Genomic DNA, 16,761 nt, shown 5'->3' on the forward strand with positions numbered 1-16,761 from the left:
CATGGTCAAAATGCGAAACGTACTTTACCATCTGTATGCATCAAAAAAGTGCTTCAGCATCAGAAATTCACGATTTGAATTTGATGGCCCACCAAACAGGAGCAAAACATGACCCCTCGCTTTCGCATCCTCACCGCCTCTGCCCTGCTCTGCCTGGCTACTCCTGCTCTGGCAGAAGTTATCAATATAAGCAGTAATGGTTTCCAGATACGTCATGAAGTGCTGTTGAATATACCACCTGAAGAAGCCTACGAGCTGCTGGTCAACGTCAGCAACTGGTGGAGTCCTTCACACACCTATACCCATAACACCAAGAACCTGAGCATAGATGCCAGACCCGGTGGCTGTTTCTGCGAGAAATACCCGAATGGTGGTGGCGTACAGCATTTGAGTGTGGTACATGCTGCGCCTGGCAAAGCCTTGCGCATGTCTGGCGCACTCGGCCCCTTGCAGGCCCATGGCCTGGCTGGCAGCATGAGCTGGGATTTTATCCCGCAAAAACCTGCTGAAAAAAGCCAGACGCTGAGTAAATTGGTCCTGACCTATAGCGTAGGTGGATATATGTTGGGCGGTTTTGAAAAAATTGCACCAATGGCAGACAACATGCTGGGCGAGCAAATCACGCGTTACAAAAATTTTGCCAATACTGGCAAGGTGGATTAGCAAATCTGCACTCTGGGTGCGAGATCATATTGCCAACATGACTATGCTGATTTCGTCGTACGTCTGCTGAATTTGTGTCAAGACAGGCACAGCGTTTTTACCTAAGCTGACGTCGATCATCATTTCATCATGAATCAGGTTTTCTTGTGCATGGAAACCATGATTCAGCAAACTCATCCCATACTGGCAAAAACCATGAAAAAAATCTCAGTCATTGATTCGCATACTGGTGGTGAACCTACCCGGATTATTGTTGATGGCGGCCCGGATCTTGGCACAGCTGACCTGGCTGCCCGCCTGCTAGTATTTCGTGAGCAATTTGATCACTACCGTTCAGCCACCGTCTGTGAACCACGTGGTTCTGATGTCATCGTCGGCGCGCTGGCGTGTGCACCGCATGACCCGTCCTGCACGGCTGGCGTGATATTTTTCAATAACGTCGGTTATCTGGGTATGTGCGGCCACGGCATGATAGGCTTCATCGTCACTCTCGCCTATCAGGGCAAGATCGAGGCGGGCAAGCATAGGATAGAAACGCCGGTCGGCATCGTCGAGGCAGAACTGCATGCCGACAACACCGTGACCGTGCACAATGTACCTGCCTACCGTTACCGCCATGCCGTACAGATTGATGTAGCCGGACATGGGCAGATCAGCGGCGACATTGCCTGGGGTGGCAACTGGTTCTTTTTGATCAACCAGCATGGGCAAGACCTGCGCCTGTCGAATGTAGAACAATTGACAGACTTTAGCTGGCGCGTCAGACAGGCACTGGAAAACCAGGGCATTACCGGTGAAAACGGTGCACTGATCGATCATGTCGAGTTATTTGGCCCGCCACTCTCAACGGACAACCATAGCCAGAACTTTGTGCTCTGCCCCGGCAAAGCCTATGACAGATCACCCTGCGGCACTGGCACCAGCGCCAAGCTGGCCTGTCTGGCAGCAGATGAAAAACTCAAGGAAGGCCAGGTCTGGCGACAAGAAAGCATACTGGGGAGCGTGTTTGAAGCCAGCTATCGCCATGCGGCAGATGGCAAGGTCTTGCCCAGCCTGCGCGGCAGTGCCTTTGTGAATGCAGAAGCACAGTTATTACTGGATGAACGCGACCCCTTTGTCTGGGGCATACGTCAATAAGCACGTCTGCAAACTGATCCCGGTAAAAACGCGGGATCAGTTTGCGATATCATTCAGCGCAAAGTATTAACGCAAAAACCGCCCATCTTTGGACACTACAGTCAGCTCAGCATAATCAGAACCCTGGTGGTTATTCTTACCAAAGTTGACGATAAAGCCGTCAAAGTCTGTACGCCCCATACCCTCTAATGCCGTGATCAGGCGCTCGCTGTTGACATCTTTGCCTGCGCGCTTGATAGCTTCGACAAACACCTTGGCATCCAGAAAACCTTCTATACCCAGATAAGAATATTCCTTGACGTTCATCTTGCCCATGACCTTTTGGTATTCACGTACCAGGGCTGTCGTAGCAGAGTAAGGGAAAGGCAGGACCTGGGAAATAATCACGCCCACTCCATCCTTGCCCAAGGCTGTAATACCAGCCTGTGACGCCAGTACCGACAGCGCAAAATACTGCATGCCTTTGACCTTCTTGTTGAAGGCCTGAATAAAATCGCTGGATGGCTTGCCTGCAGTGATCAGGATGATGGTCTGTACATCGGCTGCTTCCATGGCACTGACAGCCTTGTCGAGGTCAGAAGAATCGCTGTTGATACTGACTGTTGCCGTTAACTTCAACTGATGTTTGGCGATAGCCTGTTCTATGCCAGCCAGGCCTTCCTTGCCAAAGGCATTGTTCTGTACCACCACACCGATCTTCTTGATGCCACGTACGTTCAGGTGATCAATAATCTTTTCTGTCTCTGTCGTGTATCCAGCACGGATATTGAAGATGCGGCGGTTAAATGGCTTGCGCACCACGTCAGCACCGGTGACCGGGGCAAAGCTCAGGATATTGGCTTCTTCCAGCACTGGCAGCAAGGCAGTATTGGCTGGTGTGCCCAGCATGCCGAACAGGGCTACGGCTTTTTCTTTTTCTATAAGCTGTTTTGCGTTGGCAAGAGACTTTTTAGCGTCATATGCATCATCCAGGGTGACCAGGCGTATCTTGCGGCCATTCACGCCACCCTGTGAATTCACATAATCAAAATAGGCTTTGGCACCGGTGGAATGCGCAACTCCCAGTTCAGCCAGGATGCCGGTCAATGCAGTTGACTGACCGATGACGATGTCATTCCCATCTGCGTAGGCACTCACACTACAGCACAACATCAAATTGACGAGCAAAAGCCTAGCCATCGCTTTGCAGCGATTTAATTTTACAAACATATTGTCTCCAGTGCTTTTCTTTACTTCTGTGCAAGATGCCAGAAATTTTTTGTTTCCTGCGAGGCAGAGTTTCTGCAAAGCATTGCCCAAAGAGTAAAACACATTGAGACCAAAGATTGTCGTCCGGATGACTATTTGATGATCAAAAAGAAACTTTTGTTACTTTTTAACTACGCACTACTACGTCACGGTATTCACTGGGTGTCATGCCCACTGTCGCCTTAAAGATACGCGAAAACGCGCTGTGGTCTTGGTAACCACAAGCAACAGCAATATCGGTAATGCTTAATTGTGACTCAGCCAGCAAGGACGAGGCAGCATCAAGACGTATCTTGACCATCATCTGTCTCGGGGTAAGGGAGAATATCTTGTGGAAATTGCGCTCCAGTTGCGCCACCGACAGACCAGTCAGCTTGACCAGGTCTGCCATGGCGATGGTTTGCGTATAGTTTTGATGCAGGTGTTTTACCGCAGCCGCAATCTTGGCATACACGGGATGACGCTGGTCAGGCATGGCCAGGTCGCGTGAGATGCCTGTCATGCCTATAATGTTGTGGCGGGTATCGCGCAAGGGGATTTTTTGCGTCAGGCACCAGCCTGGCGAACGGTTCGGGTACAGGTGCAGCTCCAGCTGGTCATGGATTTCTTTTTTCCCACTCAGCACCAGCGCATCCTGTGTGGCATAGCTGGTTGCCAGTGAGGATGGGAATACCTCTTCTGCCCTCTTGCCTATCAAGGCATCCTTGTCCCGGACACCACAGCGCCTGACCAGGGTGTGATTAACCACCAGATAACGCCCCTCATCGTCCTTCACAAAAAACACGATGTCGGGCATGGCATCGAACAGGCTTTCAGCAAAAAACACATTGGCCATCTGGCTGGCCATTTGCTGACGTTTTTGCTGTGCTGGAAAAGGGGATGCTGGCAGCGTCAATTAATCAACTCCATCAATGAAGAGACAAAAAAAGAATAACAAGGAAAAATATTGTGTTGCAATTAACTTAATTTATAAATATATTTAAATTATATTTGAAATGTGGAGCTTAAACCATAATTCAGTCTAGAATCTATTCCTGTGCCGATTTCTGCGTAAATCACCAGCAAATAAGGATAGTCCATGGCAAAATTGAAGGCAGGAATATATTGCCATATGTCAAAAAAGTGCAAAAGTTTTATAAAAACGCGCAGAATTTGATAATACTGGCTTTTTACAAGGTAAAATTCGTACTCGAATAGGTAAAATCCATACAAAATACAGAACATGGATATCTGATGCTTGCTACTCCTGAAAAAACACCCGCTTTCGCTCCCAAATTACGCGCAGCCGACGTTGCCTATGACGCGATAGAAAGCATGATCGTCACGCTGCAGTTAAAACCTGGCTCACCCGTAGTCGAGTCTGAACTGGTAGAAAGAACCGGCCTGGGCCGTACGCCGCTGCGCGAAGCCTTGATGCGCATGTCATCAAACGGCTTGATACAGCAAATGCCCAGGCGCGGCCTGATCATCAGCGACATCGAAGCTGCCGAGCACATGACGCTGATAGAAACCCGCCGCGTCATCGAACGCCTGATAGGCGCCAGCGCCGCCCGCCGCGCCACGCCACAGCACCGCAAGGACATCATAGAATGCGCCGACAAAATGCTGGTCGCCGCCAAACGCAATGACCTCAATGACTACATGGCAGCCGACCAGGCCCTCGACCATGTTGTCCACGAAGCCTGCCGCAACCCTTCAGCCGTCGCTGCCGTGATCCCGTTGATCATCAAATGTCGCCGCTTCTGGTACGCCTTCCAGCACGAAGGCGACATAGAAGAAGGCGCCCGCTGCCATATGCTGGTTGCCAAGGCGATTGCCAAAGGCAATGAGGAGCAGGCAGCCAAGGCGGCGGATGGTTTGATGGATTATCTGGAGTCGTTTGCGCGTAAGGTGATTGGGTAGGCTTGGCATCTTGGGGGGTTTAGAAACTCCCGTTGGCTACAATCCAACGAATATGTCCGAGGTCTAAGTGACGTCGAGGTTGCTTTTGACGTTGGGCTTGCTTTTGACTTTCTGCAGTTCCCATGTGTAGACGCCGTTTGTGCAGTACAGAAAATGGATCGAGAAGGACCGCTGTCTGAGCGCAGCGAGTTTCGGGCCTTCCCATTTTTGTACTGCACAAACGGGAACCCCGAAGGGGCGGCTATGCCTGGGTCGCCTTTTTGGCCCACCTTTGGTGGGTAGCCGCCGGTCTACCACCGGCCGGCAATCGTAAATGCTGGATATAGGTATTGAAAAGCTGGACAAGAAAATTACTTCACGGCCTGCTACGAACGACGCTAGATTCCAGCCAAAAACACGCTGGAATGACGTTAATGAGATTGCAGCTCAAACTCCTCCCATAGCTTGGCGAAACATGCCCTTAAAGAATGCCACAAAACCCACTCAATTGTGCCCAAATCTTCAGCAGCTAAGAGTATAATCTTGCCCCTATGGCATTCCACCCTTTTATTTCCAAACCCAACACTCAGGCGATCGCTGTCTCGACCGTTGTGTATGGTCTGCTGTATTTCATATTTATTGCGTTGCTGAAGGCCTCGATGGCACCACCAACACTGGTGAATACGGATACCGGCTTATGGGGAAACCAGCTATTCATGGCCATCTTTGGCTTTGCACAGTATGTGGTGCCAGGCTTGCTGGTTGGGTATCTGGCTGAAAAATCGCCTATGATGCATGGCTATCTGTTGGGTATTGCCACCACGGCGCTGGTCTATACCTATGCCAGTTTTACCTATAGCGACAATCCTGCCCAACTCCCCACCTCATATGCAGTCTTATATACCTGCTTTGTAGCCGGAGTCTGGTGTTCGCTTGGTGCGGTGATCGCTGACCATCTCAGGTCCAAAGAACCAGAACAATAATCAAGTCCAGTCAGGTCTGCGTTTTTCCAGGAAAGCCTGTACCCCTTCTTGCGCAGTATCATCCAGCATATTGCAAGCCATGGTCTGCCCGGCCAGTTGATACGCGGCTTCCACTCCCATTTCCAGCTGTTTATAGAATAATTGCTTACCCATGCTGATAGCCAGTGCGGGCTTGGCGATGATGCTGGCAGTCAACTCTGCCACACAGGCATCAAGTTCATCAGTACTGACAACGCGATTGATGAGACCACGCTGCAAGGCAGTTTGCGCATCGATAAAATCACCGGTCAGCAACATTTCCATCGCCTGCTTGCGCGAGACATTGCGTGACAAGGCGACAGCAGGTGTGGAACAGAACAGGCCGACATTCACGCCAGATACGGCAAAGCTGGCATTGTCACTGGCAACAGCCAGGTCACACATGCCCACCAACTGGCAACCGGCTGCTGTCGCCAGGCCCTGCACGCGGGCGATGACGGGTTGGGGTAATTTCTGGATAGCCAGCATGAACTTGCTGCATTGCTGGAACAAGTTCTTGTAATAATCTTCAGATGGATGGGCCTGCATTTGCTTCAGGTCATGGCCAGCACAAAATGCCTTGCCAGCAGCAGCCAGCACTACTACCCGCACATTTTCATCAACTGCGACAGCCTTGAACTCAGACTGCAAGGCAGCCAGCATTTCTTCAGACAGGGGGTTAAAGCGCTCGCCACGGTTCAATGTCAGGGTGCTGACACCGGCGACATCGTTACGCAATACAAAAGGCGAGTCTGCAGCAGTACTCATTCAGCATCTTCCTGTTCTGGCTCCATGCCAGTCTGCACGCTCTTGCCCTGCCCCAACAAGACTGGCGGCACATAGGTCGCCAGCAAATGTTCGCGGCTGGCTGGGGTTTCCAGGCTCACGCGGCCCAGGGCACCGCTGCGGTAATCAAGCAACAGGGTGTGGGAAGCTTTTTCGTAGTCCCAGTCGCCACCTTTGAGCTTGTAGCCACGTTTCTTGGCCACGCCTTCAATGACAGAGACTGCATCTATACCTTCGACCGGAAAGCCGTAACGCGCAGTGATAAATTTTGGGTAATGAATCAGCAATTGCTCTGCCAGGAAGGTTGCGATTTCTTCCTCAATCAGCGCATTTACGCCGACTGCATGGCTGGCAGCCAGCATCAAACCGTCAGTAGGATGTTCTATCTTGGGCCACAGCATGCCGGGGGTATCGGTCAAGATCATGTTCTTGCCCAGGTACAGGCGCTGCTGGGTCTTGGTCACGGCCGGTTCATCACCGACATTGGCGACACGTTTCTTGAGCAAGGCATTCATCAAGGTCGATTTACCGACATTGGGTATGCCCATGATCATCATGCGCAGCGGTTTGGTCGGCACGCCACGATGCGGGGCCAGCTTCAAAGCCAGGCCAGGCACTTTTGCTACATCAGACGGTTTTTTACAACTCAGGGCAACGGCGAACACGCCTTTTTGGGCATTGTAGAAATCCAGCCAGGCCTTGGTGGCATTCGGGTCAGCCAGGTCGGCCTTGTTCAATATCTTCAGACAGGGACGCTGGCGAAAGGTACGCAACGACTCCACCATGGGGTTGCACGAGGCTTGTGGAATGCGGGCATCCTGCACTTCTATCACCAGGTCGGTGTTTTCCATGGTTTCCGCCGCCTTCTTGCGGGCGGCGTTCATGTGGCCGGGGAACCATTGTATGGACATGCTTATTCTTCTTTTTGGCAAAAACAAAGCGACATTGTACGGAAGTCTGCCCTGCTTGCGCCGGATTTTGCTGGCGATGCCAGCAAAGCCCGGCATTTATCTGAAGTAGGCTGAAGCTATTGATGTACAAAAAGACATTAATGTTTAATATTTTTGCCAGAATTGTAAATTTAGTTGATTAATTTGTATGTGGATGCTATTTTTCTAATCCATGATTTGTTGTATTTTTATTAGCGACTGAAACATTTCCCCGCAGGAAATTCAAGCAAGTTGTTCACCCGCAAACCGGGTGCGGGAAAACTCGTGCTGACAAGCAACAAGGCAGGTAACAGGACGGGCAGAGACAAGCAGCACAGCAGTAGGAATTTTATTGTTTTATAGCTTACATAACCATAGGCAGATGAGCGATGAAGGTAATTTCCTGGAATCTGAAAAATGTCAGTCTCAATAAACTGACCAAGCCCAACGCTTTCCAGCCTTTGTTCCAGTCCTATGGCATGGGCAATACCGTCCTTGATTTTGTCACCAATGTCGTCATGGGTGCAGAACAATGGGAAGGTGTTATTTCTTCTGCCCCTGTTGATCTGTTTGTAGTCATAGAACTCAAGACTGGCGGCAGCCGCAAAGGGGCCAATGTATCCGGCAATTGCTTGCCCACATTGGTTGCCATACGCGACGCCATGAATGCCGCAGTTGTCGCCATGGGCCATAACCCTCAGGATTTCACTTACGAGTACATCGTGCCGGTGGTCACAGGGCGGCATGAAACCGTGGGCTTTATCTTTAACACCAAAGAGTTGACACCAACTGCGCTCGCACTGGAGCGCAATACCGTTACCGATGCATACCTGCCTGGCAGGACGCCATTAGTCGCCACCTTCAATGTAGTGTCACAACCAGCTACCTCGCTGCGTTTCTCTGGCATACATGACCCGCCACCGAGTGGCGGTGCCGCCGTAAGGATGCGCCCTCCCATCGATTTTTGCAGGCAACTGGTGAACACTCCTTCTGCGGCAGTGAGGAACACCTTTTTCCTGGGCGACTTCAATTGCCAGCCAACTGATACCTATATGAACGGTAACGGTGTGGCGGTAAGTCCATTCAGCAATCTGGCAAATTATGGAACTGAACTGGCGAATAATTCGCTCTCTAGCGTACGGAAGCGTCTGGACAATAATCAGGCAGGATCGGCGGTTTACCTGAGCGCCCCGTATGACAATAATATTTCCTGGGTAACGCCAAATATTGTCATTAGTACTGGCATGGAAGAAGTGGCTGACCTTATCGGGGAAGCCAAGAACACTACTTTCGACCCTCCAGATGATTTGTATCCAGCCAGGGGCCGGGCAGTACTGAATGCCTACAATACGGTGTCAGATCACCTACCCGTCATTACCGAATTCAGCGTATTGCCAGTCGCTACTTAACTTAACCTCATTCAACCTCATCCAACCAAGAACAGCAGGGGCATAGCGCATGGCTTACTGGAAATTTACTGATGTCTATGGTGGCACTTACCCGGCACTGAGTAATTCCATACTCAGTATTTTGGTATTTGATGTACCGTCAGGCTCACCGATCAGCGGCACGAGCTTCAGTGCCAATCTGGATTTGCAGGCGACTGGTAAGGCCATGAGTGTATTGTCAAAAATGCTGGGCATGACGACGGTGCCGATGACGGGCACAGTCACGACCACCAACAATGTGCTCAACATTGAGCTGACGTCGAGCAATAATGCAGCGATACTGAGCGCGCTGGCAGCCTGCATTCCCGTCATTGGTGGCCAGCTCATGCAGGCGGCCAGCCTGACGATCAAGAACACTACGCCACAATCCGCCACCATCGATGATGATCCGACCACGGATCAGTTCAATCTGAATACCGCCGTCAAGATAGGCCGTGGCAGCGGAAATGTGACCACGCAGATACCGATGAGCAATGGTCTGTTCACCATGAGCGCCACGTTCGACAACTTTGGCATAGGTTTGAGCGACCTGAATTTCCTGGTGCCGGGCGCACAGTTTTCCAGCATGTTCCCAACCACGCTGCCGACCAATTACTACAACCCGGCCAGCACGACCTTGAATCTCCTGTCGCTGGAATTGTCGCTGTATGTGAAGACTACGCCTACGCTGAGTATCAGTGTCAACAATGTCTCGACCTCAATAGGCATCGTCAATATACCGCTGTATCCGAATGCACTATTCCTGAACCCGTTGGCGATCTGGATCAGTGTCAGCGATCCCCTCAGCAAGCCGATACCGACCTGGGGGCTTAACGGCACGATTGCGCTCTACCCTTACGATAAACAGACCAGCCCGCCCAGTGTGCCGCCGGATTTTAGCTATGATCTGGCGATGCAGATGCCGACCAGATCCGACCCCACTTTTTCTGTCACCGGCACTCTTGAAAATCCACAAAACCTGCCGGTGTCGCAAATACTCTGTGACCTCATGAGTGACGGCAGTTTCAACACCGGCATATCAAACAAGCTGACACTGGAAACCTTTGATTTTGCCACCGTAGCCGATACTTCGACAGGCACGATCAGTGAATTTTCTGTCGAGATAGCCATGAATGCCACCGCTAATGGTGGTTCTTACCTGGGCCTGTTCAGCGACAGTTTTGGCGTCAAGGATTTCAGTATTGCCGTTGCTTACGTCAAGTAAGCGGTAAATAAGCGGTAAATAAGCGGCAAATAAGTGGCAAATGAATATAGAACTATCCTCTATTGAAAACGAAGGTGCGCGGACCATGGGTACAACGATTAATTTTAAAACCACGCTGGTCATAGGCGAACAGGATGTACCGCTGGCTTCAGAAATTGTGCTGGGTCAGGATGGTTCGCAGGCAGGTGCCAGCAACGGTTTTTTGTTCAAGCTTGACCGTGAACCATTTGATCCGCCTGTCACGATTTATCTTGGTGATGTCATCAACTTCATCAATACCAAACTTGGTGGCGGCGATGTTTCCAGCAACTCTGGCATGGCATTGATCAGCCAGGCATTCCCCAATATGAATCCGGCCAATTTCAATGCCAGTAACCAGACGCTGGTCAACATTTATGAATTCAGCCTCAATTCAACGACTAAAGAATTTCTGTTTTCTTTCAATCTTGATGTAGAAGGCTCCAATCCTGACGTCGGCCTGATTGCTTTGCCTCCTGTCTTGTCGAACTGGCTCAAGATAGAGAGTCTGGCGATTTCGTTTTCTGCCAGCAGTCAATCCTGATCACCTTGATCAACCCTGAATAATCCAGACTCCGCGCCGCCATGCCTACCACATCCAATACTGCTATAGACCTTACCCTCGGCCTGAACCTGCAAATCGGTTCGGTTCCTGTTTCGCTGAGCGCGGAAGTGGAAAGCAAATCAAGCGGATCTGTTTACACCTTCAGTGGTTCGGTGACGGATGCCACGATTGATATAGGCAAGTTCATGAGCTATATCGGTCAGCAATTTGGCGTCGATGTGCAATTCCCACCGGAACTGAACCTGGAAGCTATCATCGACTATGTGGCCGGGCAAATCACCTATACCAAACCTGCTACTGGTGCAACGACGACAGAAATGGGCATGGCAGCCAAGTTTGAACTGGTCTATCAGAATGGCAGCAGCACTGAGACATTCGGTTTCAGTTTTTATGCAGACACTATCCTGACCAGTGGTTCTGCTACCAGCAACTATGTGGTCGGTGCTTCGATAGACACCAACCTGGCATTCAAGGATTTGCCCCTGGTTGGCAGCATACCGGTGTTTAATGAATTTACACTACAGCATCTGGGCTTCAGCTATACCAATGCTGACCCGGCACAGAATAATGGCAAGCCTGTCAGCTTCAATATCCCCCAGGTGTCGAAAAGCAGTAATCCATTAAAGCCAGCCGGTTCACCGACCTCGAATCAAAGCAATACCTATGCGATAGATACGAAAGGTGACCAGACTACATTCAGCCTCAATAAAAAAGGCTTTGCATTTACTGCAGGTCTGCTGCGAAAGGGCAGCAATACTGCAGTCAGTAATTTCTCCTTGCCCATGGCCTTGCCTGCTGCCCCGGCTTCTACTGCACCAGCCACTTATTACCAGGCTAGTGGTAGTGTCAAAGCCAGCCCGCCAGCCAGCCCCATCAACTGGATCAATATCAACAAGACTTTTGGCCCGGTTGATCTGCAAAAGATTGGTCTGAATTATAAAAGCGGTGAAGCGACGTTTGGTCTGTCTGCCGGGTTTTCCATGGGTGGTTTTTCGCTGGACTTGCAAGGCCTGTCCATCACCTTCCCCCTGCCCTTGCCTGGCATGCCAGCAGGTAACACGGTCAGTTTTGACCTGGATGGCCTCGCGATGGATTTCCAGCGTGGCAATCTGCGTCTGGGTGGCGCTTTCCTGAAAGTCAAACAGAACGACATCACGAATTATTTTGGTGAAGTCGTCGTTCAGGTTGCCAATTATGGTTTCAAGGCCATAGGCGGTTATGCCCCTGCGCAGAATAATAATCCGGCCTCCTTCTTCATCTATGCCAATTTGCAGGTGCCTTTGGGTGGCCCGCCTTTCTTGTATGTATCCGGCCTGGCCTTTGGTTTTGGTGTCAACTATGCGTTGAACCTGCCTACCATTGCTACCCTGCCCGGCTACCTGCTGTTACCAGGCAAGGCACCGGCGCAACCATCGAATGCCGGTGCGGCCTTTAGCGCTGTGCTGACACAGCTGGCCAGTGGCACCAATCCCGTTGTGACCAACCAGCCTGGGCAATACTGGGTGGCGGCTGGCATACAGTTCACGTCTTTCAATATGGTGTCGGCCTTTGCCCTGGTCACGGTATCGTTTGGTGTCAGCACCCAGATAGGTTTGCTGGGTTCCTGCTCCATTACCTTGCCCAAGGGAGCCAGCAGCCCGCTCGCGTATATAGAAATCGATATCGTCGCCTCGTTCACTCCGGACAGTGGTGCACTGTCCGTGGCTGGCGTGGTCACACCTGCGTCCTACCTGTATGGCGACTTCGTCAAGATCAGCGGTGGCTTTGCCTTCAATATCTGGTTCAGCGGTGCCCACAAGGGTGACTTTGTTGTAACGCTGGGCGGCTATAACAGTGCATACAGCAAACCAGCCTGGTACCCAGCCGTACCCCGTATGCAAATGGGTTTTGCGCTCGGGCCTTTCCAGGCCTCGGGCTCATCTTACCTGGCGCTGACACCGGCCATGTTCATGGCGGGCATGCAGTTTTCTGCCAGCTTTTCGCTCGGTTCCATCAAGGCCTGGTTCAATTGCGGCATGGATTTTTTGATCGCCTGGGCACCGTTTGTCTATCGTGCAGATGCCTATGTCAATGTAGGCTGCTCGGTTGATCTTGGCCTGTTCACGATACGTGTCAGTGTGGGCGCGAATCTGCAGGTATGGGGGCCATCATTTGGTGGCCGTGCTGAAGTTGATCTCGACATCGTCAGCTTCACCATCAGCTTTGGTTCTTCTACACCGAACCCTGCACCTGTCAGCTGGCAGAATGTGGCAGATAACTTCTTGCCTGGCAGCGGTTCAACATCGTCAAACTCTGTCAAGTCTGTCTCTGCACGCAGCATGGGCATGTTGAACATGCAGCAATCGGCCCGCACACAAAAACTGGCAGCAGGCAGTAATGGTAGCAATGCCAGCACCGACACTAATGCGTCTGCATCCGTTGCCGTAGGCTTGCTGCAACAGGACATCGTTGATGCACAAGGCCGCGCCTGGAACTGGATCATTGATCCAAATCAGTTCCAGTTGATGACGGCCTCGACCATACCGTCGAATGTCGCACGCTGGAGTACCGGCAGCAGCACGACAACGACAATACCCAATGTGTTGCCCATTGCCAGCACCACAGCCTTGCCACATCTGGTGGCGGCCAGCGAGTCTTACTCCAGCACACAGATATGGAACACGACGATCAGCGTCAAACCCATGAAGCTTTCGGGTGTGCAGACCATACATACCATCACGCTGACCAAGGCAGACAATAACGGTAACTTCACTGACTACATCAATGAAGTTCAGATACAGCCTGTGCTGGGTAATTCGAACACTGCCCTCTGGGGTGACCCGAATGCCAGCAAGGACGCCAATGCTGCAGCCCTGCTGCCACATACACTGATGGGTTTCAATATCACGGCCCTGCCACGCAATCCATTGACGGTCAACAATGTGCCATTGATACAGTTGATTTTTACGGCAGGTAACCAGACTACCTTCAGCTATACATCGCAACAATCCAACCAGAATTACACGGTGACCTCAACCATCACCAGCCCGGCGGAGGAATTGCAGATCAATGTCACAGGCGCCAGCGCGCAAGCGTTGACGAACCAGAATTATGTACTCAGCTCGCTGACGAACAGCTGGGTCAGCAGCCAGCGCAATACCGTGCTGGATGATCTGATGGCCAATGGCTTTGCTACTTATACGTCTGCGCAACTGAACCTGACAGCCATGGCAACGACAGAAGCGCTGACTGACTGGCCACTGGTGGGTGTACTGGGGGAAGCAATAGCGGCCTAGCAACCGCAGCCTGGCAATTGCAGCTTGTATGGAATAGCGCAACAAATAATGCATAGATGAATATTTTTTCTGAAGGTGTGAATCAACATGGCTGTCAATGACGATGAAACCTATTTGCTGAACCAGCAGGTATCCTTTATCCAGCATTTTTTACCTGGACTGGATGCTGGTGGTTATCAGTTAAAGGTAAGGCAAAACATACTCGATAACGCAGGCAATGCTGTCAGTGGCGCAGACTATAGCAATAGCTATACTTTTGCGGTAACGGCAGACCGCTTTGCGATTTCACAGCCCGGCAATGTGATCAGCTCGGTCTTCCCTTCGGACAACGCCTCGGGTGAATTCAGCAACGTCTTGCCGCATGTGGTGTTTTCACAAAAGACCTTCCCTTGGGTACGTTACCCGACCAATCAACTGCCATACTCACCGCCAGAGGCAGGCACGGATACCGATGCCGATGTACCAACCTGGCTATGGGTCATGCTGCTGGATGAAGATGATATCGATGCCTGCACCGCTGAAGGTTTGAGCCTGAGCCTGTCTGCAGCGACCCGCAGTGTGGCCGACCTGTTCCCGCAGGCTGCCCTGCCGTCCGGCACGAACAGCAGCCTGGGTAGCAATTATTCCTACTTCAATGGTGCAACAGGCATACTGGGGCTGGAACCCGGCGAGACACTGACAGACGCCATCCAGACCATCGATGTGCCTTTGAGCCTGTTCTGGAAGATCGCACCGAGTGTCGATGACTTGAAGCAGATGGCGCATGGCCGTGTAGTCAGCCTGATCAATCAGCCGACTACCACCAATACGCCAGACCCGGGTGAACCTACCGGTTCGTTCTCCGTCGTATTTGGCAACCGCCTGCCAGCTACCGGCAAGAAGACTGTGGCCTTTCTGGTGTCGCTCGAAGAATTGCAAAACTTTTTGCCCAGCACCAGCAGTGGTGGTGCACCGGCGGGCAACACTTACAATGGCAACTTGTCGCTGAGGCTGGCAGTACTCAGCAACTGGACTTTCTTCAGCACAGGCCAGCCAGCGACCTTTGTCCATCAGTTGCTGAGCCTGAATGATCGCGTCATTGATGACCCGAAAAAGCAACCTCCACCAGCCGCCGCCAATACCAATCTGCGCCTCGCCTATCAGGGCAGCAATGCGGTCGTGCGCGGTGCATTGAATATGGGCTATGTGCCGCTCAATGAAACCCTGCGCACTTCCGGCCAGACCGTGTCCTGGTATCGTGGTCCCTTGACGCCTTATCAGGTCACGCAGTCATGGTTGCAGGTGCCAATAGCCTCGCCTGATGCGGCCACCATCTTTGACCCGACTACGGGTTTGCTGGATACCTCTTATGCTGCCGCCTGGACTATAGGCCGCATGGTGGCCTTGCAGGACACCTCGTTCTCAACCGCCTATTACACCTGGAAGCGCGACCTGGAAATGCAGGTACAGCAATCCGTCGAAGACCAGATGCTGGAACAAAGCCTGGGTGCCTCGCTGGACCTGGCACCGCAAGCCAAGCAAATGAAACTCATGGTCGGTGCACCAGCACCGCATGGTTCAAATTCACTGCTGAAGCGCACCATCATGTCACTCAACCCTGAGGCTTAATATGAAATCCGTCTATAAGCGCTCATCGCTGATCAGCAACCTGCAGACTGCCTATTCCAGTCCTGCCAATGTGCAGGCCAATCTGACCAATCCTGCCATGCCACAAGTGCTGGTCGATTGGCTGGCCAACCTGGCACTGCTGCATGGCGTGCCGTTTAATTATCTGGTGCCAGATGAAAACATGCTGCCGCCAGAATCCCTGCGTTTTTTTTATCTCGACAGTAACTGGATTTCTGCACTGACGGATGGTGCCATGAGCATAGGCCGCAACCTGACTACACAGGTCGATACGCCAGAGATGAATTTGCAATCTGCCGTCTTGCCCGAGGTGACCAGCCAGGTCAAGGGTACGGCTTCGCAAGTCAGGGCCAAGGCCTTTGGTACTACGGCCAAACTCAACGAGAGCAATTCCACCGTCATCAGCGGCTTTGTCCTGCGCTCTTCTTTAGTACTTGATTACCCCAGCATGGGTGTGAATGTCTATCCTCTCGGTGGCACACCAAAAGACGTGCCACCTGTCATGCTGCAAATCTTGCGGCTGGAGCAACTGGGGCCACAGTCTGACACGCTGATCTGTCTGATTGCCGGTGACGCCTACCGTGTTGATATACATGAAGCACCACAGGCGCTGCATTACGGTATTGATTGTTTCCGGAATAGCTGTACCGTCAGAGGCCAGGCCGCCACTGCGGTTAAGAATCTGTACACCTTTGGCAATGCTACTGCCAATAGCAATGGCACCACCACGAATAGCGTCACCATGAGCCAGACGGTGATACCGACTGACATCAGCTCATGTTTCCGCAGCATATCGCCGCGCGTGCTGGGTATGGACAGTTTGTCCAAGCTTATCCTGCAAGCCAACCGCTCTGTCGCGCCGCCACCGGGTACCACTGCCCCCAGTAGTATCGATTCTGCCGAGATGGGCTTTGAGATGACCGAGGGTGTGGGCATGGTCAGTTTTTATAAATCAAATTAATTAAGCCAGCGACTGAAAA

At 51.7% G+C, this 16,761-nt stretch carries 14 protein-coding genes; 10 read left to right on the plus strand and 4 right to left on the minus strand.

From position 1 onward, the window contains the following. Positions 1 to 108 precede the first annotated feature (108 nt). Both ACO0LI_RS12910 and ACO0LI_RS12915 read left to right on the plus strand, forming a co-directional pair. Positions 109 to 663 (plus strand): SRPBCC family protein, encoded by a 555-nt coding sequence (locus tag ACO0LI_RS12910; protein ID WP_423032883.1) that lies wholly within the window; start codon positions 109 to 111, stop codon positions 661 to 663. 195 nt (positions 664 to 858) lie between these two features. Next, positions 859 to 1,800 (plus strand): 4-hydroxyproline epimerase, encoded by a 942-nt coding sequence (locus ACO0LI_RS12915; RefSeq protein ID WP_423032884.1) that lies wholly within the window; start codon positions 859 to 861, stop codon positions 1,798 to 1,800. Between the two features lie 66 nt (positions 1,801 to 1,866). On the opposite strand, the gene ACO0LI_RS12920 is transcribed toward ACO0LI_RS12915, so the two are convergent. After that, complete coding sequence (locus tag ACO0LI_RS12920; RefSeq protein WP_423032885.1) at positions 1,867 to 3,009, minus strand: ABC transporter substrate-binding protein; 1,143 nt, start codon at positions 3,007 to 3,009, stop codon at positions 1,867 to 1,869. Between the two features lie 166 nt (positions 3,010 to 3,175). Continuing rightward, positions 3,176 to 3,943, minus strand: coding sequence for a helix-turn-helix domain-containing protein (locus ACO0LI_RS12925; RefSeq protein WP_423032886.1), 768 nt, complete (start codon positions 3,941 to 3,943; stop codon positions 3,176 to 3,178). A gap of 338 nt (positions 3,944 to 4,281) precedes the next feature. Here ACO0LI_RS12925 and ACO0LI_RS12930 point away from each other — a divergent pair, with 338 nt between their 5' ends. Together ACO0LI_RS12930 and ACO0LI_RS12935 are read left to right on the plus strand one after the other, a co-directional pair. After that, complete coding sequence (locus ACO0LI_RS12930; RefSeq protein WP_162042205.1) at positions 4,282 to 4,950, plus strand: GntR family transcriptional regulator; 669 nt, start codon at positions 4,282 to 4,284, stop codon at positions 4,948 to 4,950. Between the two features lie 530 nt (positions 4,951 to 5,480). Continuing rightward, positions 5,481 to 5,912, plus strand: coding sequence for a hypothetical protein (locus ACO0LI_RS12935; protein ID WP_162059697.1), 432 nt, complete (start codon positions 5,481 to 5,483; stop codon positions 5,910 to 5,912). Here the strand turns inward: ACO0LI_RS12935 and ACO0LI_RS12940 are convergent, their stop codons facing one another. Together ACO0LI_RS12940 and ylqF are read right to left on the minus strand one after the other, a co-directional pair. Continuing rightward, on the minus strand, positions 5,913 to 6,698 hold the full coding sequence (locus ACO0LI_RS12940; protein WP_423032887.1) for an enoyl-CoA hydratase: 786 nt from the start codon (positions 6,696 to 6,698) through the stop codon (positions 5,913 to 5,915). After that, positions 6,695 to 7,627: a ribosome biogenesis GTPase YlqF gene (ylqF, locus tag ACO0LI_RS12945; protein WP_162059699.1), complete on the minus strand. Its 933-nt coding sequence runs from the start codon at positions 7,625 to 7,627 to the stop codon at positions 6,695 to 6,697. The genes ACO0LI_RS12940 and ylqF overlap by 4 nt, the downstream gene beginning before the upstream one ends. Positions 7,628 to 8,034: 407 nt before the next feature. On the opposite strand from ylqF, the gene ACO0LI_RS12950 reads away from it, so the two are divergent. From ACO0LI_RS12950 to ACO0LI_RS12975, 6 genes are all read left to right on the plus strand, one after another. After that, positions 8,035 to 9,054 carry a hypothetical protein gene (locus tag ACO0LI_RS12950; protein WP_423032888.1) on the plus strand — a complete coding sequence of 340 codons (1,020 nt, stop codon included), beginning with the start codon at positions 8,035 to 8,037 and terminating at the stop codon, positions 9,052 to 9,054. A 49-nt stretch (positions 9,055 to 9,103) separates the two neighbouring features. Beyond that, entirely contained in the window at positions 9,104 to 10,297 is a 1,194-nt protein-coding gene (locus ACO0LI_RS12955; protein ID WP_423032889.1) for a hypothetical protein, read from the plus strand. A gap of 40 nt (positions 10,298 to 10,337) precedes the next feature. Then, positions 10,338 to 10,859, plus strand: a complete 522-nt coding sequence (locus ACO0LI_RS12960; RefSeq protein WP_423032890.1) for a hypothetical protein — start codon at positions 10,338 to 10,340, stop codon at positions 10,857 to 10,859. A 41-nt stretch (positions 10,860 to 10,900) separates the two neighbouring features. Next, complete coding sequence (locus ACO0LI_RS12965; protein ID WP_423032891.1) at positions 10,901 to 14,155, plus strand: DUF6603 domain-containing protein; 3,255 nt, start codon at positions 10,901 to 10,903, stop codon at positions 14,153 to 14,155. A gap of 87 nt (positions 14,156 to 14,242) precedes the next feature. Beyond that, positions 14,243 to 15,763 carry a hypothetical protein gene (locus ACO0LI_RS12970; RefSeq protein ID WP_423032892.1) on the plus strand — a complete coding sequence of 507 codons (1,521 nt, stop codon included), beginning with the start codon at positions 14,243 to 14,245 and terminating at the stop codon, positions 15,761 to 15,763. Position 15,764: 1 nt separating this feature from the next. Beyond that, positions 15,765 to 16,742 (plus strand): hypothetical protein, encoded by a 978-nt coding sequence (locus ACO0LI_RS12975; protein ID WP_423032893.1) that lies wholly within the window; start codon positions 15,765 to 15,767, stop codon positions 16,740 to 16,742. The last annotated feature ends 19 nt before the right edge of the window (positions 16,743 to 16,761 follow it).

The sequence above is a fragment of the Undibacterium sp. Tian12W genome (assembly GCF_049339405.1).
Lineage (GTDB): Bacteria > Pseudomonadota > Gammaproteobacteria > Burkholderiales > Burkholderiaceae_D > Undibacterium.

Coding starts and splice junctions, on each gene's coding strand:
- ACO0LI_RS12910 (WP_423032883.1), top strand. CDS start 109: ATGACCCCTCGCTTTCGCATCCTCACCGCCTCTGCCCTGCTCTGCCTG.
- ACO0LI_RS12915 (WP_423032884.1), top strand. CDS start 859: ATGAAAAAAATCTCAGTCATTGATTCGCATACTGGTGGTGAACCTACC.
- ACO0LI_RS12920 (WP_423032885.1), bottom strand. CDS start 3,009: ATGTTTGTAAAATTAAATCGCTGCAAAGCGATGGCTAGGCTTTTGCTC.
- ACO0LI_RS12930 (WP_162042205.1), top strand. CDS start 4,282: ATGCTTGCTACTCCTGAAAAAACACCCGCTTTCGCTCCCAAATTACGC.
- ACO0LI_RS12935 (WP_162059697.1), top strand. CDS start 5,481: ATGGCATTCCACCCTTTTATTTCCAAACCCAACACTCAGGCGATCGCT.
- ACO0LI_RS12940 (WP_423032887.1), bottom strand. CDS start 6,698: ATGAGTACTGCTGCAGACTCGCCTTTTGTATTGCGTAACGATGTCGCC.
- ylqF (WP_162059699.1), bottom strand. CDS start 7,627: ATGTCCATACAATGGTTCCCCGGCCACATGAACGCCGCCCGCAAGAAG.
- ACO0LI_RS12950 (WP_423032888.1), top strand. CDS start 8,035: ATGAAGGTAATTTCCTGGAATCTGAAAAATGTCAGTCTCAATAAACTG.
- ACO0LI_RS12955 (WP_423032889.1), top strand. CDS start 9,104: ATGGCTTACTGGAAATTTACTGATGTCTATGGTGGCACTTACCCGGCA.
- ACO0LI_RS12960 (WP_423032890.1), top strand. CDS start 10,338: ATGAATATAGAACTATCCTCTATTGAAAACGAAGGTGCGCGGACCATG.
- ACO0LI_RS12965 (WP_423032891.1), top strand. CDS start 10,901: ATGCCTACCACATCCAATACTGCTATAGACCTTACCCTCGGCCTGAAC.
- ACO0LI_RS12970 (WP_423032892.1), top strand. CDS start 14,243: ATGGCTGTCAATGACGATGAAACCTATTTGCTGAACCAGCAGGTATCC.
- ACO0LI_RS12975 (WP_423032893.1), top strand. CDS start 15,765: ATGAAATCCGTCTATAAGCGCTCATCGCTGATCAGCAACCTGCAGACT.